The 23,702-nt window shown below is 73.6% G+C and carries 24 protein-coding genes; 2 read left to right on the forward strand and 22 right to left on the reverse strand.

The features are described 5' to 3' along the window. Positions 1-3: 3 nt before the first annotated feature. The 17 genes from AB0D67_RS29210 to fabG are packed head-to-tail and all read right to left on the reverse strand — an operon-like array spanning position 4 to position 15,869. The gene (locus AB0D67_RS29210) at positions 4-1,143 is read right to left on the reverse strand and encodes an ABC transporter permease (RefSeq protein WP_362942906.1); all 1,140 of its coding nucleotides are present in this window, start codon (positions 1,141-1,143) and stop codon (positions 4-6) included. Beyond that, positions 1,140-2,318 carry an ABC transporter permease gene (locus AB0D67_RS29215; protein ID WP_362942909.1) on the reverse strand — a complete coding sequence of 393 codons (1,179 nt, stop codon included), beginning with the start codon at positions 2,316-2,318 and terminating at the stop codon, positions 1,140-1,142. The genes AB0D67_RS29210 and AB0D67_RS29215 overlap by 4 nt, the downstream gene beginning before the upstream one ends. A 2-nt stretch (positions 2,319-2,320) precedes the next feature. Further along, on the reverse strand, positions 2,321-3,352 hold the full coding sequence (locus AB0D67_RS29220) for an ABC transporter ATP-binding protein (RefSeq protein WP_362942912.1): 1,032 nt from the start codon (positions 3,350-3,352) through the stop codon (positions 2,321-2,323). Continuing rightward, positions 3,349-4,359, reverse strand: a complete 1,011-nt coding sequence (locus AB0D67_RS29225) for a right-handed parallel beta-helix repeat-containing protein (protein WP_362942915.1) — start codon at positions 4,357-4,359, stop codon at positions 3,349-3,351. Before AB0D67_RS29225 ends, AB0D67_RS29220 begins: the two co-directional genes overlap by 4 nt. Next, positions 4,356-4,949, reverse strand: a complete 594-nt coding sequence (locus AB0D67_RS29230; protein WP_362942918.1) for a 4'-phosphopantetheinyl transferase superfamily protein — start codon at positions 4,947-4,949, stop codon at positions 4,356-4,358. The genes AB0D67_RS29225 and AB0D67_RS29230 overlap by 4 nt, the downstream gene beginning before the upstream one ends. Further along, positions 4,946-5,728 (reverse strand): alpha/beta hydrolase, encoded by a 783-nt coding sequence (locus AB0D67_RS29235; protein ID WP_362942921.1) that lies wholly within the window; start codon positions 5,726-5,728, stop codon positions 4,946-4,948. The genes AB0D67_RS29230 and AB0D67_RS29235 overlap by 4 nt, the downstream gene beginning before the upstream one ends. Before the next feature lie 26 nt (positions 5,729-5,754). Further along, entirely contained in the window at positions 5,755-6,606 is an 852-nt protein-coding gene (locus AB0D67_RS29240) for an ester cyclase (RefSeq protein ID WP_362942924.1), read from the reverse strand. Then, positions 6,603-7,055, reverse strand: a complete 453-nt coding sequence (locus tag AB0D67_RS29245; RefSeq protein WP_362942927.1) for a phosphopantetheinyl transferase — start codon at positions 7,053-7,055, stop codon at positions 6,603-6,605. Before AB0D67_RS29245 ends, AB0D67_RS29240 begins: the two co-directional genes overlap by 4 nt. After that, positions 7,052-7,957, reverse strand: a complete 906-nt coding sequence (locus AB0D67_RS29250; protein WP_362942930.1) for an ACP S-malonyltransferase — start codon at positions 7,955-7,957, stop codon at positions 7,052-7,054. The genes AB0D67_RS29245 and AB0D67_RS29250 overlap by 4 nt, the downstream gene beginning before the upstream one ends. A gap of 24 nt (positions 7,958-7,981) precedes the next feature. After that, entirely contained in the window at positions 7,982-8,851 is an 870-nt protein-coding gene (locus AB0D67_RS29255; RefSeq protein WP_362942933.1) for an alpha/beta fold hydrolase, read from the reverse strand. Beyond that, positions 8,848-10,095, reverse strand: coding sequence for an FAD-dependent oxidoreductase (locus tag AB0D67_RS29260; protein ID WP_362942936.1), 1,248 nt, complete (start codon positions 10,093-10,095; stop codon positions 8,848-8,850). Before AB0D67_RS29260 ends, AB0D67_RS29255 begins: the two co-directional genes overlap by 4 nt. Further along, on the reverse strand, positions 10,092-10,820 hold the full coding sequence (locus AB0D67_RS29265; protein WP_362942939.1) for a nitroreductase family protein: 729 nt from the start codon (positions 10,818-10,820) through the stop codon (positions 10,092-10,094). The genes AB0D67_RS29260 and AB0D67_RS29265 overlap by 4 nt, the downstream gene beginning before the upstream one ends. After that, complete coding sequence (locus AB0D67_RS29270) at positions 10,817-13,147, reverse strand: beta-ketoacyl-[acyl-carrier-protein] synthase family protein (RefSeq protein WP_362942942.1); 2,331 nt, start codon at positions 13,145-13,147, stop codon at positions 10,817-10,819. The genes AB0D67_RS29265 and AB0D67_RS29270 overlap by 4 nt, the downstream gene beginning before the upstream one ends. A gap of 43 nt (positions 13,148-13,190) precedes the next feature. Continuing rightward, positions 13,191-14,261 carry an aminomethyl transferase family protein gene (locus AB0D67_RS29275; protein ID WP_362942945.1) on the reverse strand — a complete coding sequence of 357 codons (1,071 nt, stop codon included), beginning with the start codon at positions 14,259-14,261 and terminating at the stop codon, positions 13,191-13,193. Positions 14,262-14,263: 2 nt separating this feature from the next. Continuing rightward, positions 14,264-14,809, reverse strand: coding sequence for a 3-hydroxyacyl-ACP dehydratase FabZ (gene fabZ / locus AB0D67_RS29280; protein WP_362942948.1), 546 nt, complete (start codon positions 14,807-14,809; stop codon positions 14,264-14,266). Next, complete coding sequence (locus AB0D67_RS29285) at positions 14,806-15,099, reverse strand: phosphopantetheine-binding protein (protein WP_362942951.1); 294 nt, start codon at positions 15,097-15,099, stop codon at positions 14,806-14,808. Before AB0D67_RS29285 ends, fabZ begins: the two co-directional genes overlap by 4 nt. A 20-nt stretch (positions 15,100-15,119) precedes the next feature. Continuing rightward, positions 15,120-15,869 (reverse strand): 3-oxoacyl-ACP reductase FabG, encoded by a 750-nt coding sequence (gene fabG, locus AB0D67_RS29290; protein ID WP_362942954.1) that lies wholly within the window; start codon positions 15,867-15,869, stop codon positions 15,120-15,122. Between the two features lie 143 nt (positions 15,870-16,012). Here fabG and AB0D67_RS29295 point away from each other — a divergent pair, with 143 nt between their 5' ends. Continuing rightward, positions 16,013-17,629 carry an FAD-dependent monooxygenase gene (locus AB0D67_RS29295; RefSeq protein WP_362942957.1) on the forward strand — a complete coding sequence of 539 codons (1,617 nt, stop codon included), beginning with the start codon at positions 16,013-16,015 and terminating at the stop codon, positions 17,627-17,629. A gap of 104 nt (positions 17,630-17,733) precedes the next feature. Here AB0D67_RS29295 and AB0D67_RS29300 read toward each other — a convergent pair whose 3' ends face one another. The 3 genes from AB0D67_RS29300 to AB0D67_RS29310 form a co-directional block, all read right to left on the reverse strand. Next, entirely contained in the window at positions 17,734-19,197 is a 1,464-nt protein-coding gene (locus AB0D67_RS29300; RefSeq protein WP_362942960.1) for a BTAD domain-containing putative transcriptional regulator, read from the reverse strand. Between the two features lie 397 nt (positions 19,198-19,594). Beyond that, positions 19,595-20,155 carry a dTDP-4-dehydrorhamnose 3,5-epimerase family protein gene (locus tag AB0D67_RS29305; protein WP_362942963.1) on the reverse strand — a complete coding sequence of 187 codons (561 nt, stop codon included), beginning with the start codon at positions 20,153-20,155 and terminating at the stop codon, positions 19,595-19,597. Positions 20,156-20,188: 33 nt separating this feature from the next. Beyond that, a complete protein-coding gene (locus AB0D67_RS29310) occupies positions 20,189-20,875 on the reverse strand; it encodes a 4'-phosphopantetheinyl transferase superfamily protein (protein WP_362942966.1) in 687 nt (228 codons plus the stop codon). 284 nt (positions 20,876-21,159) lie between these two features. Between AB0D67_RS29310 and AB0D67_RS29315 the strand changes: the two genes are divergently transcribed. Further along, the gene (locus AB0D67_RS29315; RefSeq protein ID WP_362942969.1) at positions 21,160-22,125 is read left to right on the forward strand and encodes an aldo/keto reductase; all 966 of its coding nucleotides are present in this window, start codon (positions 21,160-21,162) and stop codon (positions 22,123-22,125) included. A gap of 17 nt (positions 22,126-22,142) precedes the next feature. On the opposite strand, the gene AB0D67_RS29320 is transcribed toward AB0D67_RS29315, so the two are convergent. Both AB0D67_RS29320 and AB0D67_RS29325 read right to left on the reverse strand, forming a co-directional pair. Further along, entirely contained in the window at positions 22,143-22,811 is a 669-nt protein-coding gene (locus AB0D67_RS29320; protein ID WP_362942972.1) for a response regulator transcription factor, read from the reverse strand. Continuing rightward, complete coding sequence (locus tag AB0D67_RS29325) at positions 22,792-23,586, reverse strand: ATP-binding protein (protein ID WP_362942974.1); 795 nt, start codon at positions 23,584-23,586, stop codon at positions 22,792-22,794. The genes AB0D67_RS29320 and AB0D67_RS29325 overlap by 20 nt, the downstream gene beginning before the upstream one ends. Between the last annotated feature and the right edge of the window lie 116 nt (positions 23,587-23,702).

Raw genomic sequence — 23,702 nt, forward strand, 5'->3', positions numbered from 1 at the left:
TCCTCAGGCGGCGGACAGCGCTCGGCGGCGGAACAGGGCCAGGGCGGCGCCCAGCAGCAGGGCGGCCATCCCGGCCAGTACGGCGAGCTGGGGCAGCACCGCCGTGAGGCCCTTGCCCGGCTGGGCGAGCGTGAGCAGCGCGTCCATGCCCCAGGCGTGCGGGAACAGGTGTCCGATGGTGTTGATCACTTCGCCGGACGACTCGCGCGGCCACAGGCAGCCGCCGAGCATGCCCAGCACCACGCCGAGCGGCGGGCCGACGGCGGGGGCCTGGTCGGGCGCGTTCAGCAGGGTGCCGACCAGGAGGGCGGCGCCGGTCGCGACCAGCGAGAACACCACCACGACCGCCGCCACGCCGAGCGGGTCGCCCCACGTCACGCCGAACGCCAGCGCGCTCACCACGACGACCAGCACGGCCTGGGCGAGCGCCACGAGGAACCGGCTCAGCGCCTCCCCGAGCAGCACCGACGCCCGCCGGACGGGAGCCGTGAGCGCCCGCTGGAGCATGCCGAGCCGGCGGCTCTCGACCAGGGCGGAGGCCACGGCCATGGAGTTGATGAAGGTGAACAGCAGCAGGTTGGCCGGGGCGGTGTAGGCGAAACCGCGCGGGTCGGCGGCGCCCGCGGACCCGCCGGTGACGGCCACGCGGCCGGACTCCGCCTGGGCCTGCCGGACGTACGCGGCGGCCTGGGCCGGCGTGGCGCCCGCGGTGACGGCGGCCCGGGTGGCCTCCTCCACGGCGGCCACCCGGCCCACGGCCACGTCGATGGCGCTGCGGGCGGCCATGCCGCTGCCGTTGACCTCGGTGACGACGAGCCGGAGCCGGGCGGGGTCGTCCGGGACGACCAGGCCGGCGGCCAGCGCGCCGGACCGCACGCCGGAGCGCAGGTCCGCGGCCGACTCCACGCGGGTGACCTCCAGGTCGGGGCGGCGGTCCAGCTCGGCCAGGAGGGCGGCGGTGACGGGGTCGGAGCCGTGCGCGACCACGCCGACGGGCAGGCGTCCCGTGCCGTTGCCGATGGCCATGCCGACGAACGCGATGGACACGAACGGCATGATCACCATGAAGAACAGCCCCACCCGGTCGCGGGTGTGCCGTCGCAGGTTGGCGGCCACCAGGGCCAGGACGGGGCGTGGGCTCACAGCAGCGTTCCCTTCTTCATCCCGAGTACGGCCAGGCCCCCGGCGACCAGCGTGATCGCGCACAGCACGGCGACGGGCCCGGCGACGGCGGCCAGGCCCGCTCCGGAGCCGGCCAGTTCGGTCAGCGCCGTGGAGGTCCAGCCGTTGGGGGTGAGCAGGGCGGCGGCCTGGAGCACTCCGGGCAGGCTGTACATCGGCACGAGGCTGCCGCCGAGGAAGGCCATGACGAACGACACCACCATGATCACGCCGTCCGCCTGGGCGTCGGTCTTCGCCCGGGAGGCCACCAGCATCGTGATCGCCGCGGCGGCCAGCACGTGCGCCAGCAGCACCGTGAACACGGCGAGCGGGTCCCCCCAGGTCGCGCCGGACACCAGCACGGAGGCCGCCCAGGTGACGCACACGCTGACCAGCGCCAGCGCGAACCCCACCGCGGCCTTGCCCGCGAACGGCACCCACGCGGCCAGCGGCCCGGCGCGCATGCGGTCGAGCGTGCCGAGCTTTCGTTCGGTCAGCAGGCCGCGGAAGGACGCCCCGACCACGAAGAACGCGAACAGCGCCGCCATGCCGGAGCCGTAGTGGACCGACAGGTCGACCTTGCCGCCGGACATCGGGTCGTCCTCCAGCGCCGGCGACGGTCCCGCCGCCCCGTTGCGCTCCACCAGCTCCTTGACCTCGTCGCCGGGCACCCCGGCCTTCAGCACGGCGCGCACCGCCAGGGTCCTGGCGTCCACCAGCGCGGAGATGCGGTCCACGACCGCCCGCGCCACCACCCCGGCCAGAGGGGACTTCGGCGAGGTCAGGACGGCCACGTCGCCGCCGTTCCCCTCCCCCACGCTGCGGCTGAAACCGGCGGGGAAGACGATCGCCGCGCCGATCTCCTCGGCGTCCAGGGCGCGGGCCGCCTCCTCCCGGCCGGGCAGGTCGCGCAGCGTCATGACGCCCTTCAGCTCCTCCGAGGCCATCACCTCGCGGCGCACACCGGCGGGGAACTCGCCGCGGTCCAGGTCCACGAACCCCACCGTGGCCCGCAGCGGCGGGTCGTCGCCGCCGAGGACCACGCTGAACAGCGTGGCCAGCGTGACCGGGACGATCAGCGCGATCACCAGGGCGGTGCCGTCGCGCAGCCGGGTCCGGAACTCCAGCGCGCTCACCGCGGCGAATGCTCTCCACATGGTCAGTCCCGCAGGGTGGAGCCGGTCAGGTGCAGGAACGTGGCCTCCAGGTCGGGCTCGATGACCTGGGCGGCCGTCACGGTGGAGCAGCCGTCCACGGCGGTGATGAGCGCGGGGAGCAGGTGCCGCCCGTCCTCGGCGAGCAGCCGGATCGACGTGTCGCCGGTCATGGCCGCCTCGATCACGCCCTCGACCGCGCGCAGCTTGGCCAGTGCCGTCTCCATGTCACCCTCCAGCGACAACTCCACCTTGTCGGCGCCGCCGACCAGTGCGATCAGTTCGCGCCGGGTGCCCTCGGCGATGATCCGGCCGTGGTCGATGATCGCCACCCGGTCGCAGACCCGCTCGACCTCCTCCATGTAGTGGGAGGTGTACAGCAGCGACATGCCCTCGCCGACCAGGCGTTCGACGCCGTCCAGGATCGCCTTGCGGCTCTGCGGGTCCACGCCCACGGTGGGCTCGTCCAGGATCAGCACCTCGGGCCGGTGCAGCAGCGCGGCCCCGATGTTGATGCGCCGCTTCATGCCCCCCGAGTACGTCTTGAGCCTGCTGTCGGCGCGGCCCGTCAGCCCCACCAGGTCGAGCACCTCGTCGATGCGCCCGGCCAGCTCGCGGCGGGGCAGGCCGAACAGCCGGCCGAAGAAGCGCAGGTTCTCGCGGCCGGTCAGCTCCGGGTAGAGGGCGATCTCCTGCGGGACGTACCCGATCCCGGCCTTGGCGCGCATGGGGTCGTCGGCCAGGTCCACGCCGCGTACGCGCACGTGACCGGTGTCGGGACGGAGCAGGCCGACGAGCATGGAGATCGTGGTGGTCTTGCCCGCGCCGTTGGGGCCGAGCAGCCCGTACGCCTCGCCGGGTGCGATGTCGAAGCCGACGTCCCGGACGGCGTGGACGTCGCCGTAGCGTTTTCCCAGGCCGTGGCAGGACAGCGCGGGCGGCGTGGCCGGAGTGGACGGCGCGGGCGATGTGGACGGCGCAGGCGGCGTGGCCGGGGTGGACGGCATGGCCGGGGTGGACGGCGTGGGCCCGGTCATATCGCCCAGCCCCGCGCGTCGGCCGGGTCGCCCTTGTCGGCGGTGTTGGCGGCGGACACCTGACGGTCCGGGTCCACGCCGAGCTGGTAGTCCAGCGGGGTGTTGCCGTGCACGCGGTTCCACAGCACGTGGGTGTCCAGGGTGTCGTCACCGCCCCAGTCCTTGGACGAGCCCATGACGAAGGCCGCGCCCATGACCGACTCGCCGCCCGGGTGGTTGTCGTGGATGTGGTTGTCCACGACGCTGACCCGGCTCGTGCCGATCAGCGCGAGGCCGACGCCGGACATCGGCGGGCCCGCCGCGCCCAGGCCGTCCGGCCCGGCGCCGGAGGCCAGGTCGTTGCCGTACAGGTCGTTGCCCGCCACCAGGCAGTCGGTGACGCCGCCCGGCGGCTCGCCCTCGTAGACCTGGTTGAGCAGGAGCATGCCGACCGCGTTGCCGTGGCAGGCGTTGCGCAGCACCCTGACGCCGGAGGAGTTGTCGACGAAGACGCCGAAGGCGTTGGCGCAGGACTCGTTGCCGGCCACCAGGTGGTCGGACAGGGGGCAGAAGCTGAGGGCGGCGCCGCCGTACCGGCTGCCGCGGGCCTGGCAGTCCATGATCCGGCAGCCGGTGGACTCCCGCAGGTAGACACCCCAGACGTCGTTGTCCACGACCTCGACGCGACGCACCGTGACGCCGGCGACGGAGTGCGCGTAGACCCCCGCGCCGGAGAAGCCGCGCACCGTCAGCCCCTCGACCCGCACGTCCGAGAGGTTCTCGCCGTACACGGTGACGCCGTTGACCACGTCCCCGGCGGCGTCGTGCAGGGGCGGCGCCCCGGACGGCGTGACCTCGCCGGGCTCCAGGATCGTCGCGCCCGCGCCCGCCCCGGTGAGGGTCACGCCGGGGTGCCGGATCCAGACGCTCCCGGCGAAGACGCCCTCCGCCAGGGTGACGTGCGCGCCGGGACCGGCCTCGTCCAGCGCCCGCTGGATCGGCTCTCCCGGCTGGACGGTTCTCCTCATGACGGCATCCCTTCCTCCTGGGCGTGGACGGTCCGGGCGTAGACGATCGCCAGCGCCGCGAACAACCCCTGGCTCTCCCCCCACCGGGCGGCTCCCACGGGCACGCCGGGCCCGAGGCGGACGGCGGCGGCCCTGGCGCTGGCGCCGCGCACGGCGTAGGCGGCGCCGCCGGTCAGGGACACCCCCGTGGCGTCGGCCAGTTCCGCCGCCGCCTCGTCCAGGAGGGCCGCGGCCCAGGCGGGCGGCCGATCGGGCAGCGCCTCGAAGTCGTGCCAGCTGAATCCGGCCGGGCGGACGCCGACCGCCTTGATCAGGCTCTCCTTGACGGAGAACGCCGCCACCCCCGGCCCCAGCGTCAGCTCGTCCGGCGTGCTGACGTGCCGGGCGAACACCTCGCCGCCGCGCGCCATCGCCCGTGCCAGCCGGTCGCACTCCACGATGTCCACCCCCATCAGCAGGGCGGGCGCGTCCGGCCGGCCCGCGGGCGGGCGGGCGGCACGTGACCGGGGAGCGGGCGGCGCGACGGCGGGCGGGGAGAGGAAGACTGCGAGCGCGTCCCCGCCGGCGACCGGGAGGGCCCGGGGGGTCATGTGAGGGCTCCGGCGCGGCGGGTGACGAAGCGTTCCAGGGCCGCGGTGTATCCCTCGGCGCACTCGACCATGGGGATGTGGCCGCTGTCCTCGACGACCAGGATCTCCGCGTCCGGGCGGCCGGCCAGCACGTCCAGCCAGGGGGCGACGGGGGTCATGCGGTCGTGGCGGCCCCAGACGTACAGGGAGGGGCAGCGGACGCGGTCCAGCGCGGGTCTCACCTGGTACCGGCGGGTGGCCTTGAGGCTGCGGGCCATGCTCACCATGGCCTCCGGCCGCTCCAGCAGGGCGCCCGCCTCGGCCATGCGCTCGGGGGCGAAGTGGCTGCGCCCGCTGTGGAAGAGGGCGGCCACCATGCGCTCGCCGAAGTCGTCCCCGAAGGGCCGCACGCTGGCGCGCCGGTCGAAGCTCAGTCCCACGTCGGGGTCGGGGGTGAGGCCGGGGGCGCCGCTCACGACGATCCCCCGCACCCGGTCGGGACGGCGTCCCGCCAGGTCGATGGCCACCAGCCCGCCGAGCGAGTTGGCGCACACCACGGCGTCCTCGACGCCCGCGTCGTCGCAGGCCCGCAGCAGCGCGTCGCCGAGCCGTTCGATCGACCCGGCCACCTGGCGGTCGAGGGCGCAGATGGCCTCGTTCGTGCGCAGCACCGGCCACCCGTCCTCGGACAGCCGCCGGAAGGGGTGGTCCCAGATCCAGCCGCCGGCGAACAGCGCTGACATGAACACCACGGCCGGCCGGCGGTCACCGGGCCGGTGCTCGGCGGTGAATTCCAACATCGGGGTCTCCGATCGCTCGGCGGGTCTCACAGGGTCGGGGCGTCGCCGGGGGTCCAGCCGCACGGGCAGGCCGCGTCCGCGCCGGTCACGACGACCGCCGCGCAGCCGGGGCAGCGGGCGTAGTCGCGGGCGTGGATCGGCCGCCACACGCTGGTGTGGACGCGGGTGCACAGGCCGCTCTTGAAGAAGCGGCGCACGGCGCGCTGGTGGGGCCGGGCGTGGACGGCGCGCACGGACTCGGGCCGGTCGAAGGCGCTCAGCGTGTACTTGCGGTCGCCGATGTCGAACGTGGTCACGCCGAGGAAGCCGCGGGCCGCGCGCAGGGACTTGACGATCTCCACGCTGAGCAGGTCCACGTCGGCCGCCTCGGCGTCGTCGCGTACCTCCAGCCAGGTGAGGACGAGCGCGCCGGGGCGTTCGGTGCGGCCGGTGGCGGCGCGGGCGCTCACGCCGAACTCGCGCGTCCCGTCGGACTCGGGCACGAACCGCGCGCCGTAGCCGAGCCCCGCGGCCAGCGCCAGCCGGTCGAAGTCGCGCCGCACGTGCGCGCCGTCCGCGTCGACGGTCACCAGGTCGGTGCCGGTGACGGTGACGGCGCCGCCCGTGGCGGGGATGCCGAGGTAGGCGTCGCGGTGGTCGGCCGTGAGCGTCCAGGAGACGACGGCCGCGTCGGCGTCCCCGGCCACCCGCCCGGTCTCGAAGCGGAGGTTGCGGAAGCGCGCCAGCACGGCGGCGGCGTGCGCGGCCAGCGCCGGGCCGGCCAGCGTCCCGCCGGAGTCGGGGTCGGCGTAGGAGGCGACCGCGGCGGCGACGGCCTCGGGGTCGCCGTCGCACCACGCCCGCAGGTGCTCCTCCGCGGTCTTCCTGGCGTCCGTCACCGGTCCTCCTCGTCCTCGGGGAGGCGGGGGGTGCGGAGGGCGACGGCGAGGGCGCGGCGCGAGGTGTGGCTGAGGGAGACGCGGATGCGGGTTCCGGGACCGTCGAGCCCGGCCAGCCGGCCGGTGAGGCGGACGGACGGGGGATGCATGTCGCGGCAGGCGGCGTCGCCGCGGCAGGCCGGGGTGGGCACGGGCAGCACCTCCACCTGGCCCAGGCGCTCGGCCGTGGGCCGCATGCCGAGCAGGCGCAGCACCGCGTGCTTGGCCGCGAGCCGTCCCGCCCAGTGCTGGAGGGTGCGCCCGTCGGCGGACCTGACCCGTTCGGCGGGCGTGAAGACCTCTTCCAGGGGCATCGCGCCGACCAGTTCGTGAGGCCGCGTGAACCCCTCGTACCCGACCACGGCGCTCCCCCAGCGGTTCGGCGTCACGCCGCCGCTCCGCCCGTTCACGCCGCCACCGTCTTGGCGAGGCGGCGGAGGGTGGCCGGGTCGGCCATGCTCAGGCACCGGGCTCCCGCGCGCCGGGACAGGCCGGCGAGCACCTTGCTGTCGCCCACCTCCACGCCGGGCGCGACGGCCTCGACCGCGGCGACCGTACGCGTCCACAGGACACGGCCGGTGAGCTGTTCGATCAGGGCCTCCCGCAGCGTCCCGAGGTCGGTGGCCGGCTCGCCGGTGACGTTCGGCACGACGGGGACGCGCGGCTCGCGCATCGGTGCCCTCCGTACGGCCTCGGCCCACTCCGGCACGGCCTCCGCCATCAGCGGCGAGTGGAAGGCGTTCCCCACCCGCAGGGTCATGATCTTGGTGGCGGTGACGGCGAGCGCGGCCAGCCGGTCGAGCGCGGGCAGCGTCCCCGAGACCACCACGTGCCCGGGCGCGTTCTCCAGCCCCACCACGACCGGCTCCCCCGGCTCGGACGCGGACGCGGCCAGGTCTTCCACCTCCTCGACGGGAAGTCCCATCACGGCCCGCATGCCGCCGGTCCGCCCGACGCCGGCCATGAGCCGCGCGCGGATCGCGACCAGCCGCACCGTGTCGTCGAAGGTCAGCACCCCGGCCGCGTGCAGGGCGCTCAGCTCGCCCACGCTGTGCCCGGCCACGACGGCGGGCTCGTACCCCTCCTCCGTGAGGACGGCCAGCGCGGCCAGGTTGCAGGCCGTCACCGCCACCTGGGCGTGTTCGGTGGCGACCAGCCGCTCCTCGGGCCCGCGGGCGCACAGCGGGGAGATCGGCCGCGTCAGCAGCGCGTCGAACCGGTCCAGCCGCTCCCGGGCGGCGGGACGGCGGCGCAGCCACGCGCCCATCCCGACGCGGACGGTCCCCTGGCCGGGGAAGAGATAGCCGAGCATGCGATGCACACCTTTCCGGGGCGGCTAGAGGCGACGGCGCGGACGCCGTTCCTCGTGCGCGGGTTGTTCCGTGCCGAGGAAGCCGAGCAGCAGCTTGCTGACCTCGTCGGGGGCGTCGAGGGGCAGCCAGTGGCCGGCGTCCTCGACGCGCTCGTACCGCCAGGGGCCCTTGACGAACTTGCCGGAGGCGGACATGCCCTCCTCCAGCAGCGCCTTGTCCCCGGCGCCCCAGACGCCGAGCGTCGGCGCGAGCACGGGCGGGAAGGGGCGGGCCGGACGCAGTTCGGCGGCCGGCGAGCGGTTGGCGCGGTACCAGTTGAGCCCCGCGGTCAGCGCGCCGGGCCTGGCCAGGTCGCGCAGGTAGCGGTCGTAGTCGCCGTCCCGGCCCATGATCTCCTTGAACAGCCGCCACCCGTTGCGCCGCAGCAGCTCCTCGCTCACGCCGGGGAACTGGTAGAAGAGCATGTACCAGGAGGCCGCGCGCTGCTCCAGCGACGGGGTGGCGAAGACCCCGGGGTGCCCGACCGAGAGCACCGCCAGGTGGTCGACGCGGCGGGGCATGAGGAAGGCGTACATCCAGGCGATGGCCGCGCCCCAGTCGTGGCCCACCAGGTGGGGCCGCTTGACGCCGAGTTTCATGGTGAGGGCCACGACGTCGTTGACGATGGTCTGCATGCCGTACGCCTCGACCTCCTGCGGCTTGCCGGAGTCGCCGAAGCCGCGCAGGTCGGGCGCGATGACCCGGAAGCCGCCCTCGACCAGGGCGGGGATCTGGTGCCGCCACAGGTAGGAGGAGTCGGGGAAGCCGTGCAGCAGGATGACGGCGTCACCCTCGCCCTCGTCCACGTAGGCCAGGTCCACGTCGTTGACGCGGACGAACTTCTTCTCCGTCATGCCGTCTCCCTGAACAGCCGTTCAGCGAAGAACTCGCTGAAGCCGAACTCCGGTACGTCCTCCGGGGCGACCATGTTGAGCAGCCCGGTCACCTGCGCGGCGAAGTTCTTCGCCATGAGCCTGCGCACCCGCCGCCGCCGCTCGACGGCCGCCGGCCCGAACTCGACGTGCAGCCTGCTGATGATGGAGGCTCCGAAGTGGAGCCGCTCCAGGCGGGAGTTCCGCTCCTCCACGTACGGGGCGAACGCCTCGGGCGACCAGTCGCCGGAGGCCAGCAGGATGTCGCAGACCGTGCGGGAGTCGCGCATCGCGCAGGACAGGCCGGTGCCGAGCACGGTGTCGGCGTTGCCCGCCTCGTCGCCGATCAGGATCACGCCCTCGAACACGGGCGACCTCTCGGGGAAGCTGGACACCGACGGCCACACCGACAGCGGCCCGGCCGGCACCGCCTCGGCGACCGCCTTGCCCCGGTCGGGCAGGCAGTCGAGCTCGAACGCGGCCAGGAACCGCTCCACGCCGCCCGGCCCCCGGTAGCGGTGCTTGTTGGCGACGGGGAAGTTCAGGTAGAGGCGGGCACGGCCGTACCCCTGGGGGAAGACCATGAACATCACGTCGCCCTCGGTGCCCATGGCCTGCACGTCCGCCGGCCAGGAGTCCAGGCCCTCGACCATCATGCCGCCGCCCCAGTGGTGCATGGAGTTGCGCATGGTGGCGCCGACCTGGCGTCCGACGGTGTTGCCGCGCCCCGTCGCGCCGAGCACCATGCGGGGCCGCAGCTCGTGGTCGCCCTCGGGCGTCCGGTACGTCACCGCCGGCCGCGGCCCGGCGGTGACGCCGATCCTGGAGGCGTCCATGACGAGGCGCGCTCCGGAGGACACGGCCTGCTCGGCCATGAGCTCGCAGACGCTGTGGTGGGGGAAGGACAGCGGCCCGCCGATGCCCGGGATGAACCGGGTCATGTCCACGGCCTCGACCTCGTCCTCGGTGACGGCCTCGTCCCAGGTCATCCACTCGCGGATCTCCCAGCCGCCGCCGGCGGAGAAGCAGTCGTACACGCCCAGCCGCTGGGCCTCCCTGATCCCCCACGGCGCCAGCCACTCGCCGCGTACGAGGTCGTGGTAGGCGTCCTGCTTCTCCAGCAGCACCACCGACAGCCCGCCGGCGGCCAGCCTGCAGGCCGCCGACGCGCCGGAGATGCCGCCGCCGACGATCACGACGTCGGGGTCCTCGGGTCGTCGGGTCACGTCCCCCACCTCTCCCAGTAGGTGCGCTCCTTGGCGCTGTGGCGGTCGGCGGGACGGAAGTCGGTGCCGACCGTGTAGGCGACCGGGATCATGCACACCTGCGTGACCCCGGAGGGGATGCCGAGCAGTCGTCCCACGGCGCGTTCGTGGGGGACGTGCAGGCAGGTGATGGTGCTGCCGAGGCCCCGGCTGCGCAGGGCGAGCTGGAAGGACCAGACGGCCGGGAAGATCGAGCCGTAGAAGATGCTGGCCCGGGTCTCGCCGTGCTGGACCTCGTGGCCGGGGTCCTCGGAGACCTTGTCCGCCATGCGCTCGCGCCAGGCGGCGTTGATGGCCGCGACGTCCGGCGGGCGGCCCAGCACGCACGGGATGACCAGCGCGGGAACCCGGGCGATCGTCTCGGTGAGCGCCTGGGCGGAGTCGTGGTTGCGGCGGGCCTGCCGGTCGTTGCGGCGGCGTCCGGCCCTGACCCAGATGTCGTTGAGGTGGAACTGCCACGACGAGCGGATCATCTCGGCCAGCCGCGCCTTGACCGCGGGCTCGGTGACGACCAGCCACCGCCAGTTCTGGTGGTTGTTGGCGGTGGGCGCCTGGACGGCGACCTCCAGGCACTCCTCGACGACCTCGCGGGGGACGGGCCGCTCCAGGTCGAGGCGGCGGCGCACGGACCGGGTGGTGGTCAGCAGCCGGTCGGTCTCGGCCACGTCGAAGGGGGGCGCGCTCACAGGGCCTCCAGCAGTGTCGCGCCGCGCACCGAGCCGGGGGCCGCGGTGAGCGCCACCGCGCGGCGCACGGGGCCGGGGAGGTCCGGCTTGGTCACGTACGAGGCGAGATCACCGGCGCGGGGCGCGGTGAGCCCGGTCAGCGCGGGGGCGACCTGGTCGCGCAGGGCCAGGGCGGCCAGGACGATGTTCATGGCGCCGGTGGCCGCCTGGCAGTCTCCGGTCAGCCCGGCCGAGGCGGTCAGCAGCGCGCCCGGCAGGCGGGCGAGCACGGCGCCGGCCTCCGCGCCGTCCTCGGGCGCCCCGGCCCCGGCGCCGATCACCAGCTCCGCCGGTCCCGCCCCCGCCGGCGGCTCCGGCGTGCCGAGCGCCGTCAGGGCCCGGAGGACCGCCTCGGTGCCGGTGCCGGGGTCGGGGTCGGGGTCGGTGCCGGTGTCGGGGGTGTGGGCGGTGGCGGTCACCGTCGCGTACGCCCGGCCACTGCGGCCCGCGCAGTGCTCGGCCGACTCGACGACGAAGGCCACGGCCGCCGACCCCGGCACGGGCGCGGGTGAGCCCTCGCCGTACGGGACCGGCGGATCCTCCGGCGGCGCGGACGCGGTCGTCTCGTCGGCGGCGACGATCAGGACCACCTCGGCCTTGCCCGCCCGGATCATCTCCAGCGCGCAGTCCAGGGCGATCGAGGCCGACGCGCCGCCGTTGCAGATCGTGGTGGTCGGCCCGCGCAGCCCGAGCGTCTGGCAGACCGCGCCTCCCGTGGCGTTCAGCACGACGTTGGAGAAGCTGAGCACGGCCGGCTTGTTCGGGTTGAGCGCGATGCTCTCGTCGAATCCGCCGGTGCTCTCCGCCGACCCGGCGGCGGTGGCGAACACCAGTCCCACGTCGTCCAGCGCCTTCCTGGGCAGTTTCAGCCCGGCGTCCTCCCAGGCCAGGCGGGAGGCGGCGATGGCCATGCGCGACAGGTGGTTCATGTGCCGCCACAGCGAGCGCGGCGCGTACGTGCGCCCGTCCAGCGACGGCGGCCTTCCGGGCTCCTGACGCCCGGCGGCGACCGCCTCGGCGACCTCGGCGATCCCGGCGCCGGCCCCGGTCACCGGCCCGAGGCCGGTGATCACGGCGGTACGGCGCGGCAGCGCGTCGTACGGGCGCGGGTCACGGGGCCGTGTCAGCACGAGGGAGACGTTGTTGCCGCCGAAGGCGTAGTTGTTGGAGACGACGGTGTCGATCGTCATCGGCCGCGCCGTATTGGGCACGAAGTCCAGGTCGCTCGCGGCCGGTTCGTCCTCGAAGCCGATCGTGGGCGGGGCGGCGCCGTGCTGGAGCGCCAGCACGCCGGCCACCGCCTCCACCGCGCCGGCCGCGCCCAGGGTGTGGCCGACGAACGACTTGATGCTGCTGGTGGGAACCTGCCCGGCACGTTCGCCGAAGACCAGGCGCATGACCTTGGCCTCCATGGCGTCGTTGGCGGGGGTGCCGGTGCCGTGGCCGCTGACGTAGTGGACGTCGGCGGGGGTGAGGCCGGCGTCGGCCAGGGCCCGCCGCACCGCGCTGGCCCCGCCGCGGCCGGTGGGGTCGGGGGCGGTGGCGTGGTAGGCGTCGGCGGACAGGCCGTACCCGGCCACCTCGGCCAGCGGGGTCGCGCCCCTGGCCAGCGCCAGGTCCAGCGGTTCCAGCAGCAGGAACGCCGCGCCCTCGCCCAGGTTGAGACCGTCGGAGCTGCTGTACGGGCGGCAGGGGCCGGTGCTCAGCGCCTGCAGTCCCGCGAAGCCCGCGTACGTGCCGAACAGCAGCGGGTCGACGCCGCCGGCCAGCACGGCGTCCGCCTCGCCGGTGAGGATCTTGTCCCTGGCCAGGCCGACCGCGTTGCCTCCGGCCGCGCAGGCGGTGGAGACCAGGACGCGCGGGCCGAGCAGCCCCAGCCGGTCGGCCACCACGTCGCCCGTGCGGTGCATGGGCTGGTAGCGCCCCGCCGCGTCGGGCGTCGCCTGGCATTTCCCGAGGATGATCCCGAACCGGCCGGCCGCGGGCCGGCCGGCCGTTCCCGTCCCCGGCGGGCCGGCGAGGCCGGCCTGTTCGAGCGCCTGACGGGCGGCGACGAGCGCGAGCCTGGCGGTCCGGTCGTCGTCGCGGTCGTCGTCCGGAAGCCGTTCGTCGATCCACGCGTCCGGCACCTGGCCCGCGTACCGGGCCGTGAAGACGGCGAACGCCTCGTCCTCGATGGGGGTGAGACCACCCTGGCCGGCGGTGAGCCGCCGCCAGAACTCGGCGGGGTCGCGACCGGCCGCGCAGATGATGCCCAGGCCGGTGACCACGACGGGCCGCAGCGCCATGCTTGCCCTCCTTAACTCGGCACCGGAACTCGGCACCGGCCGGTCAGATGATCGGAATGCTCCAGCTCTTGGGCACGATGTAGGGACTGGTCAGCGTGGTCACGGGCAGCCCGCCGACGCTGAGTTCGAGGCCCGCCGCGGCGAGGTCCCCCGACACGCGGGCCAGGCCGAGGGTGGCGTCGAGGCCGACGCTGTGCACGGCGTACACGACCTCGCCGATGTCCTCGCCGCCGGCCTGCACGCGGGTGCCCGGGGTGGGGACGCCGGAGCAGCCGGTGAAGCCGACCGTGCGCCGCCCGCCGCCGGCCTCGAACGCCTCGACCACCGCGTCCTTGCCGACGAAGCCGTCCTTGGTGATGTCCACGAGCCAGTTGGCGCCGATCTCGATGACGGACGCGCCGGGGGTGACCTCGTGGCGGGGCACGGGCTGGCGCACCTCCAGCATCGCGAGCTCCAGCGCCTCCAGCCCCGCCGCCTGCGCGTGCTCCAGCGACCTGCGCCACAGGGCGGCGGCGGACTCGATGGGGACGATCATCTGGTAGCCGTACTCGCCGGTGAGGCCGGTACGGGCGAAGACGATCTCCACGTCGTCCCAGGCGGTGTCCACCACCGACTCGAACGGCAACGACGCCAGCTCGGCGTCGATCAGCCGCCCGACCACGCCCCACGCGTACGGACCCTCCAGTCCGATGACGGTCAGGTCCCCGGAGCGGTCGGTGATCCGGACGTCGTCGTCCTCCTCCACCCGGGCCAGCAGGTGCTCGAGAAGACGGCCGCCGGCGCCGCAGGAGCTCTCCAGCAGCATCCCGTCCTCCCGCCCGAAGGCGAGGACCTGGTCCACGACCTGCCCGGCCTCGTCCAGGACGAGGCTCATCATGCAGCGATCGGAGGTGAGGTACTCCACGTCGCGGGCCAGCACGCGCTGCGCGAAGTCCACACCGCCGGATCCGGTGATCTCGATGAGGCCGTGCCCTCCGAGGTCCAGGACCACGGCACGGTCTCTGAGCACCCGGTACTCCTCCGCGAGTGACGAGAAACGCAGCGGCACGGTGGCATCGCCCACCTCGCCGTACGCGGTGTCCTCCGGATGCTCGGTCGCGAGGACGCTTGCCATGATCACACCTTTCGCGCGGTACGTTGCGACGCCGGATCGGCGATCGTGAGGTTTCCTTCGGCGGCGACCTGGCCGTCCACCCGCGCCGACACGCGGAACTCGGCGAACCCGCCGGTGCCCGCGGTCCGTTCGGCGGTCAGGACGACCTGGTCTCCGGGGACGATCGGGCGGCGGAACCGCATCGACCTGACCCCGGCCAGGTAGCTGATCTCGCTGGCCCCCGCCAGGGCGAAGACCACCCCGCTGAGCTGGGCCATGGCCTCGACGATCACGACGCCGGGAAGCACCGCCTCGTTCGGGAAGTGCCCCTGGAACCACAGCTCGGTCCCCGCCACGTTCTTGGTGGCCGTGCCCTTGACCCCGGGCACCACGGAGCCGACCCGGTCCAGCAGCAGCATCGGCCACCGGTGGGGCAGCAGCTGCCGTACCTGGTCGTGGGAGAGCCGGACGGCGGCGGGCGCCCTGCCCGGCTCCGCGGCCGGGAGCTCCACGGACGGAAGCTCCGCGACCGGGAGTTCCGTGACCGGGGCCGTCTCCGCGGTCGTCATGCGGAGACCGCCCGCAGCGCCGGGTTGACCTCTTCGGCCAGCCGCGACACCGAACCGAATCCCGCCATGTCGCTGTCATAGAGCGCCACGCCGAACTCGGCCTCGATCGCCACGTACAGTTCGAGCACGTCGAGGCTGTCCAGTTCGAGCCCGCGGCCGAACAGCGGCTGGTCGTCGGTGATCCAGTCAGGGTCGATCTCCAGGTCGAGCCGGGAGACGATCATCTTCTTGATCTGGGAGCACGTCTGCTGCCGTTCCGCGGCCCTGGCGCGCAGTTCGTCGATGGTCATGGGGTCCTTCCTTGTCTCGCTCAGCCGAGGCCGCCGCCATGCGCGACCACCACGGATCCGGACATGTACGACGCCTTGGCCGAGGCCAGGAAGCTCACGATGGACGCGATCTCTTCGGGACGGCCCATGCGGCCCAGGCGGATACGGGACTCGTACTGCTTCTTGAGGTCCGCGGGGACCTTGCGCGTCATGTCTGTGGCCACGAACCCGGGGCACACGACGTTGGCCCGCACCCCGTGGGGGGCGGCCTCGTTCGACAGCGCGTGGGTGAACGCGACGATCGCGCCCTTGGAGGCCACGTAGTTGGTCTGGCCGGGGAAGCCCCCGTCGAGCCCGCTGGAGGACGACAGCGTCACGATGGAGCCGCTGCGCTGGTGCTGCATCAGCCGCAGCGCCTCCCTGCAGCTCAGGAACGTGCCGATGAGGTTGGTCTCGATCGGCGCGCGGAACTGCTCCAGCCCCATCGCCACCAGGTAGCGGTCGGAGGTGATGCCGGCGCTGGTCACCAGCACGTCCAGGCGCCCGTGGTCGGCCCGCACACCGCGGAACATGGCCCGTACGGCCTCCTCGTCCGTGACGTCGGCCTGGACCGCCGTCGCGCGGCCGCCCTCGTCCTCGATCCGCGCGACGACATCCTTGGCGTCGCTCTCGGAGCGGGCGTAGTTGACGATGACCGTGGCACCCTCACGGGCCAGGTCGAGTGCGACGGCCCGGCCGATTCCACGCGACCCGCCGGTCACCAGCGCCACGGCTCCCTGCGCAAACAGCATCACGGTCTCCAGGAATTCGGCAATCACCGGATCGACTTATCTGGATCTTCCGTGAATGAAACTACTGAGCAGGTGTATCACGTCTGTATCATGCGATTATCTCCGCATTGACCCGGCAATTCCGCTGCATAACGCTGGGCGGCATGAAAGAGCTCGACATCGAAGTCCTGGTGGTCGGCGGCGGCCCGGTGGGACTCTGCGCCGCCATTGAGCTGTCCCGCCACGGAATATCGACCCTGCTGGTGGAACGCCACTCCGGAACGTCGGTTTTCCCGAAGGCGCGGCTCATCACCACCAGGACCATGGAACTCTTCCGCGCGTGGGGGATCCAGGACGAGGTGGAGAGCGTGGGGATGCCGCGCGAGGAGTACCTCGCGGTGGGCGTGGGCAGCTCGCTGGCGGCCGGCGACTTCGTCCGCGCCGCGGCCGAGCTGGAGCGCGACACCCCGCAGAGCCCCACCTACACCTACCTGTGCGCGCAGGACGTGCTGGAGGTCGTCCTGCGCCGGCTGGCCAGGGCGCCGGCGTCGTCGGTTTCGTCGGCGACGCCGGCCGAAGTGCGCTTCGGCGCCGCCATGACCCGCATGACCGTGACGGACTCCGGCGTGGAGGCGCTGGTCGAGGGCCCCGAGCCAACGCTGGTGCGGTGCCGCTACCTGGTGGCCGCGGACGGCAGCCGCAGCGGGGTCCGCGAGTCGCTGGGCATCTCCACCGAGGGACCGCCCCCGCTGGGCCACATGATCAGCATCATGTTCGAGGCCGACCTGGGCTTCCTGCCCGCCGACCGCCGGGCCGCGCTGTCCTTCCTGACCGACCCGCCGTGCGCCGTGGAGGCCGTGGACCACGGGCTGCGCTGGATGGTGCAGACGGGGTACGACCCGGAGAGGGGCGGCAGCCCCGAGGACTTCACCGAGGAGGTGTGCCTGCGCGCCGTACGGGCCGCCGTGGGGGTGCCCGATCTGCCGGTCACGCTCCTGGGCGTCATGCCGTGGCTGCAGCAGGCACGCGTCGCCACCGCCTTCCGCGCGGGCCCGGTCTTCCTGGCCGGCGACGCCGCCCACGTCGCCACCCCGCAGGGCGGTTTCGGCATGAACTGCGGCATCCAGGACGCGCACAACCTGGCCTGGAAGCTGGCCGCCGTCCTACGCGGGGAGGCGGGCGAGGGGCTGCTGGACACGTACGAGGCCGAACGCCGCCCGATCGCCGCCCGCACGGTGGACGAGAGCCTGACCAACGCCCTGATCACCCGGCAGATGATGGGGGGCCTGCTGCCCATGGACGAGGCCCTCCGGCGGCAGGCGGACCGGCGCAGCTCGGAGGGCCTGGTCCTGGGCCACCACTACGACTCGTCCGCCGTCGTCCCCGACGGCACGCCGCCCCCCGCGGTGGAGGACCCCTACCGCGACCACGTCCCCACGGCCCGCCCCGGCCACCGCGCCCCGCACGTGTGGCTGACCGGCGAGGACGGCCGGATCTCCACGCTCGACCTCCTCGGTCCGCGCTTCACCCTGCTGACGCCGGCGGGCAGCGGCTGGCTCCGGGCGGCGGACGGCCTCCCGGTGCGGGCGGTGGAGATCGCCGAGACGGGCGGGGCCGCCGCCCTCACCTCTCCCACCTGGGCGAAGGAGTACGGGCTCGGCCCGTGCGGCGCGGTCCTCGTCCGCCCCGACGGCCACGTGGCCTGGCGCGTCCGCGACGACGCCCCCTCCCCCGGCGCCCTGGAGGCGGTCCTCGCGACCGTCCTCGCGAGGCGCCGCTGAGGGAAGGCGCCGCCGGGGGACGCGTCACCGGAGGAACGCGTCACCGAGGGAGGGCATCACCCGAGGGCGGAGGGCGGAGCCGGGGCGGGGCGCCGCCGGGGAGGTCACGCGGCGGGCTGTCCCGCCCTCCCCACCCGGCCCTCCTGAGCCGGGGTCACGTCACGGGAGCGGAGGCGGGCGACCGCCAGCCGCAGCGAGAGGGGGTTCCCGCGGGAGGTGGCCACGAGCTCGCGCACCTCCTGCGCGGACGTGGGCCCGGCCAGCAGGCCGACGAGCTCCCGCGCCGCGTCCTCGGGCAGCGGCCGCAGGAACACGCGGTGCGCGCCCTGCCGGGCCACCAGGTCGTCCAGGGGGTCCCCGGCGGTGACGAGCACGCGGCAGTGCGCGCCGCCCGGCAGCAGGGCGAGCACCTGGTCGCTGTCACGGGCGTTGTCCAGCACCACCAGCACCCTCCGCCGGGCCGTGAAGCTCCGGTAGAGCGCGAGCTTCTCGTCGGGGTCGCAGGGGAGGTCCTGGGCGGGAACGCCCAGCGCGCGCAGGAACCGGTCGAGCACGGCGTCCGGGCCGGCGCCGGCCAGGTCGGCGTAGAGCTGCCCGTCGGGGAAGGCGTCCAGCCGGGCGTGGGCCCAGCGCACCGCCAGCGTGGTCTTCCCCACGTCGCCGCGGCCGCTGATGACCACGGTGGCCGGCGCGGCGCCCCCGAGCAGGGAGGCGTCCAGCGCGGCCAGTTCCTTCTCCCGCCCCACGAACGGCAGGACCTGCGGCGGCAGCTGGCAGGGAGGCATCGTCGCGACGGGCGGGGGGACGGCGCGGGCACGGGGCCGCATCAGCGCGGACTCGTCCCTGAGGATCTGCTCGTGCAGCCGCCGCAGCACCGGCCCCGGTTCGAGACCGATCTGCTCCAGCAGGTAGCGGCGCGTCTCCTGGTACGTGCGCAGCGCCTCGGCCCGCCGTCCCGCGCGGTACTGGGCCAGCATGAGCTGTGCCCGCACCCGCTCACGGAACGGCGACTCGGCCACCAGCGCCACGAGCTCGGGGATCACCTGGTGGTGGCGTCCCAGCTCGATCTCCAGCTCCAGGCGGGTCTCCAGCGCCTCCAGCCGCGACTCCTCCATCCACGCCACGTCGTACCGAAGCCCCCGGATGTCCCCGAACGGCCTGCCCCGCCACAGCGCCAGCGCCTCCCGCAGCAGCAGGACGGCCTCCTCGGCCGAGCCCAGACTGACCAGGGCGCGCGACCTGTCGACCATGGAGGTGAACCTCAGCCAGTCGATGCTGTCGGGCTCGGCCCGCAGCAGGTAGCCGGGGCTGGAGGTCTTGATGACCCCGGCCCCCAGCGTACGGCGCAGCCGCGACACGCAGATGGCCACCTGCCGCCACGCGCTCGGCGGCGCGGACCCGGCCCACACGGCCTCGATCAGCCGTTCCACGCTCATCACCCGGTTGGCGTTGAGCAGCAGGCAGGCCAGGATGACCTGCTCCCGGCTGGCGTTCATGAACAGCTCGACGCCGTCCCTGACCACCTTGACCGGGCCGAGCACGCGGAACTCGAAAGCGGAGATCTCCATCACACCGCCCGTCGCGTCGATTCGGCGACCACGGCCGGAACGGGAATCACATCACCGCGGTCGGAATGCAAGATGAAAAGACAATGCCCCGTCATATCAAAGTCTTTCGGTTCATAAGCACTGTCACCCACCGCCCACGGTAGGGAGGGCGGATATCAGGCGTCATCCCCTATCCGTCCCCTCAAGCGCGCCGTCTCCCCTAGGGGCTTCACGCCGGGGAAGGCCGCGTTTCACCCACGGCCGTTCCGCTCATGGCCGGGACCGTCCTTTCCGAGTACGCGGCCGTTCCCACTCATGGCCGGAGCCGTCCTTTCCGGAGCCGTCCTTTCGGGATACGCGACCGGACCCGCAGGCGCCGTGAACGCCGTGGAGACCGTGGAGGCCGCGTGCCGCCGGCTCAGTAGCGGGGCAGCAGGCCGCGGGCCGCCGCCTCGGCCAGGGTGGGTGCCCGCCGGTCGCGCTCCGACACCAGCGGGGACTCGACCGGCAGGGGCAGCCCCAGTTCGCGGTCGAAGTACGACAGCGCGAGCTCGTGCTCCCCGCGGTGCTCCCTCGACAGGAGGTGGCACATCACCGTGCCGTCCTCCAGCGCGGTGAACGCGTGCCCGACCCCGGGCGGCAGGTAGACCGCCTCCCCACCGTCGCCGCTCAGCTCGACCGCCTCCCACCGCCCGAACGTGGGCGAGCCCGCCCGCAGGTCCACGGCGACGTCCAGGGCCCGTCCCGCGGCGCAGTGGACGTACCTGGCGGTGCCGGGCGGCGTCAGCGTGTAGTGCACGCCGCGGACCACGCCGCGCCGGGACACGCTCCTGCCGACCTCCGCCACGGGGAACAGCCGCCCCACCGCCGCGGTGAACACGCTCTCCCGGTACGGGGAGACGGAGCCGCCCCGGGCGTCGGGGAGGACCTCGGGGACGAACGCGTACGCGCCCGTCACGGCCAGCTCGCGGTACTCCATGTCAGGCCCGTGCCGCGCGGGCCCCGGGCCCGGTCATGCCGCCGCGCCTTCCGCGGATCCCCCGGCCCGGGCGGCGGTCATGACGATCGCCGTGAGCACCAGCCCGTTGCCGGACGTCCAGCGCCCCGCGAACCCGCTCAGCGGTCTCCCCTGCCAGCGCAGCCCGGCCACCAGCAGCCGGGCCTCGAACGTGCCCCGCAGCGGATCCAGGACGATCACCGCGTCCTGGAAGTCCAGCCAGCGCCAGGCCAGCGGATACCACGCCTTGTAGACCGACTCCTTGGCGCTGAACAGGATGCGGTCCCAGCTCGGGCCCGGATGGTCGGCGGCCAGCCGGCGCAGCATCCGGCGCTCCTGGGGAAGCGAGACGGCCTCCAGCACCCCGGGCGGCAGCGGCCCGTCGGGCTCGGCGTCGATGCCGATGGCGGCGGGCGCCGCGCCGACCGCGGCGGCGCGGTAGCCGGCGCAGTGGGTGATGCTGCCGACCACGCCGGGGGGCCAGACGGGCTCGCCGTAGGCGCCGGACAGCACGGGGACGGGGGGCACGCCCAGGAGTTCCATGGCGCGGTGCACGCAGTGGCGGGCGGTGGTGAACTCCCTGCGCCGTTTCTCCACGGCGTTCCGGACCAGATCGGCCTCTTCGGGGAAGAGCACGACGCCGGGCGGGTCGGTGAAGGCATGGAAGGACACGACGGTGTCGGGAAGAATCTCTTCGATCACCCCGCGCCTCCTCTCGTCCGCCCTCCGTCGCACAGTAACCAGGCACGGCATTTCCCGAAAAGGGCTGCACGGAGTATCAGTGGGGACGGCCCGGAAAACAGGGGTTCGACTAGGGGTCCGGCGCACCCGCCCACCCCTCGACCTGCCCTCCCGTATGCCTTCCGCCCCCTAATGTGTCATTGTTGCATCTGCGCACCGGCTTAAAGTCATGTCGGTCGACAAACAAAGTTTCCACTCTTGACTTACCCTGTCGAGAAGAATTTCCGTTCCGCGAAGGGGATTTCGTGCGTCACACCAGGTTGGGTCCTGCGGGCCCGGTCGTCTCCGCCGTCGGGCTCGGCACACTCGCCCTGAGCGGCGCGTACGGGCCGGTCGAGCCCCACGATGCCGAGCGGCTGGTGCGCAGGGCGCTCGACGCCGGGGTGACACTGCTCGACACGGCGGACTTCTACGCGGACGGGCAGGTGGAGAGCCTGATCGGGCGGGTGCTCGCCGGACGGTCCGGCGAGGTGGTGGTGTGCACCCGCGGCGGGGCTCGCGTGGCCGGGCCCGGCGGCCCGGTCGTGTTCGACGGCCGTCCGCGCGAGCTGGAGCGTTCCCTGCACGCCTCGCTCAGGCGCCTGCGCACCGATTGCGTCGACCTGTTCCATCTCCACTGCCAGGACACCCGGGTACCCCTGGAGGAGAGCGTGGCGGGGCTGGCCGAGCTGGTGCGCGCGGGCAAGATCCGTCGTTTGGGGCTGTCCGGCGGCACGACCGAGCAGGTGCGCCGCGCGCACGCCGTCCATCCGGTCAGCGCGATCGGCGTCGAGTACTCCCTGTGGGGGCCGCCGCCCTCCCCCGGGCTGCTGGCCGCCGCCCGCGAGCTGGGCATCGCCGTGATCGCCGCCCGGCCGCTCGGCCGCGGCTTCCTCACCGGCCGGGTCCGGCCGCAGGCCAGGTTCGAGCCGGACGACTGGCGGCACGCCGACCCCCGCTTCCACCCCGACCACCGCCACAGCAGCTGCTCCCGGCTCCAGGAGCTCGAGTCGGCGGCGGCCCAGCTCGACCTGGGGGCCGGACGGGTCGCGCTGAGCTGGCTGTTCTCGCGGGGCGAGCACGTCATCCCCGTGCCGAGCACCCGCGACCCGGTGCACCTGGAGATGAACCTGGCCGCCGCCTCGGTCGAGCTGCCTCCCGAGACCCTCGCCAGGCTGGACGACCTGTTCCCCGCCCCCCACTGCGTCCCGCCGGAGTCACCGCCACTGTGAGCGGTCTCCGGCCGGGATCAGTCCACCTCGCTCCTGGACGGGGGCGAGATCAGGGACATGGCCAGGGCCTTGTTCACCGCGTCGATCCGCGAGACCGCGTTGAGCTTGACGAAGATGTTGCGCAGGTGCCGCTTCACGGTGGCCTCGGCCAGCCCGAGCCGCCGCGCGATCTGCACGTTGCTCAGCGCCTGCGCCGCCAGCTGCAGCACCTCCAGCTCCTTCTGCGACAACGTCCCGGCACTCGGCGACTCCACCCTGGCCAGACTGTGACGCGAGACGGCCAGCACGACCCTGGAGGCGTCCTCGTGCACGCTGTGCACCGCCGCGATCAGCTCGTGCCGGTGCACGCTCTTGAGCAGGTAGCCGCGGATGCCCGCGGACAGCAGCCGGATGAGGAGCTGCGAGCCGTCGTACATGCTGAGGATGATGATCCGGCTGTCGGGCGACAGCCTCCTGATGTTGGCGACCGTCTCGGTGACCTCGTCGCCGGGGATCTCGACGTCGAGCAGCACCACGTCGGGGCGGGTCCTCGCGACCACGGCCACGGCCGTCTCGGAGTCGCCGGCCTCGCCGACGATGCGGATGCCGCCGTCGCACTCGAGGATCTCGCGCAGCCCCTCACGGAACAGCGCGTGGTCGTCGACCAGCACCACGGAGATGGCGTCGCTAGACGTCTCTGCGACCACGGGACCGTCTTTTCAGCGGGACGAACAGCTCGACGAGGCAGCCCTGCCCCGGATCGCTGGTGATGACGACCTGCCCGCCGAGCAGCTCGGCGCGTTCGCGCATGGACGTCATGCCGACCCCGTGGCCGCGCACGGCCCCCGGATCGAAGCCGCGGCCGTTGTCCCGCACCGATGCCGAAAGCTCGTGGGGGGCGATGTTCACGCGCACCAGGACCATGGGCGGGTTCCCGTGGGCGAGGGCGTTGCGCAGGGCCTCGCGCACGATGAGGAACGCCTCGTCGCGCACCCGCGGCTCGGCCCACGACTCGTCGCCGCTGAGGTCGAGCACAATGGAGACCTCGTCGTCCTCCATCTCCTCCAGGAAGCCGATCAGCGACTTCTCCAGGCTCTTGACCGGCGTCTGCGGGTGCAGCTCGGAGGTGAGCTGCCGCAGGTTCTCCATGGTCTCCTGGATGGCCTGCTGCACCATGCCGGTCTTGGCGGAGGCGCGGGCCGCGTCGGACGCGCGGTACGCCTCCGACAGCGCCAGTTGCTGGTGGGCCACGCTGAGGCCGTGGCCGATGCGGTCGTGCAGCTCACGGGCGATACGGCGGCGCTCCTCCTCCTGCGCCTCGCGCACCAGGTCGAGCAGGAAGCCGTGGTAGCTGTCGGCGGACTCGCGCACCCGCCGGGACAGGCTCTCCTCCAGGCCGGCGACCGCCAGCGTGACCAGCTCCGCGGTCGTGCCGTAGTCCGTCTCCGCGGCGATTCCCCTGACCAGATGGCGTAACGCCACGCGGAAAAAAAGTGAGCCCGCCTCAAGTGAGGCTTTCGGATGAACGCCGGCGACCGCCCTCGCGTTTCCGACTTCCCAGGCGTGGAATTTGTACAGTTCGCTTATCTGCACCTTAC

The sequence above is a fragment of the Streptosporangium sp. NPDC048047 genome (assembly GCF_040653115.1).
In the GTDB taxonomy this organism is placed as follows: Bacteria; Actinomycetota; Actinomycetes; order Streptosporangiales; family Streptosporangiaceae; genus Streptosporangium.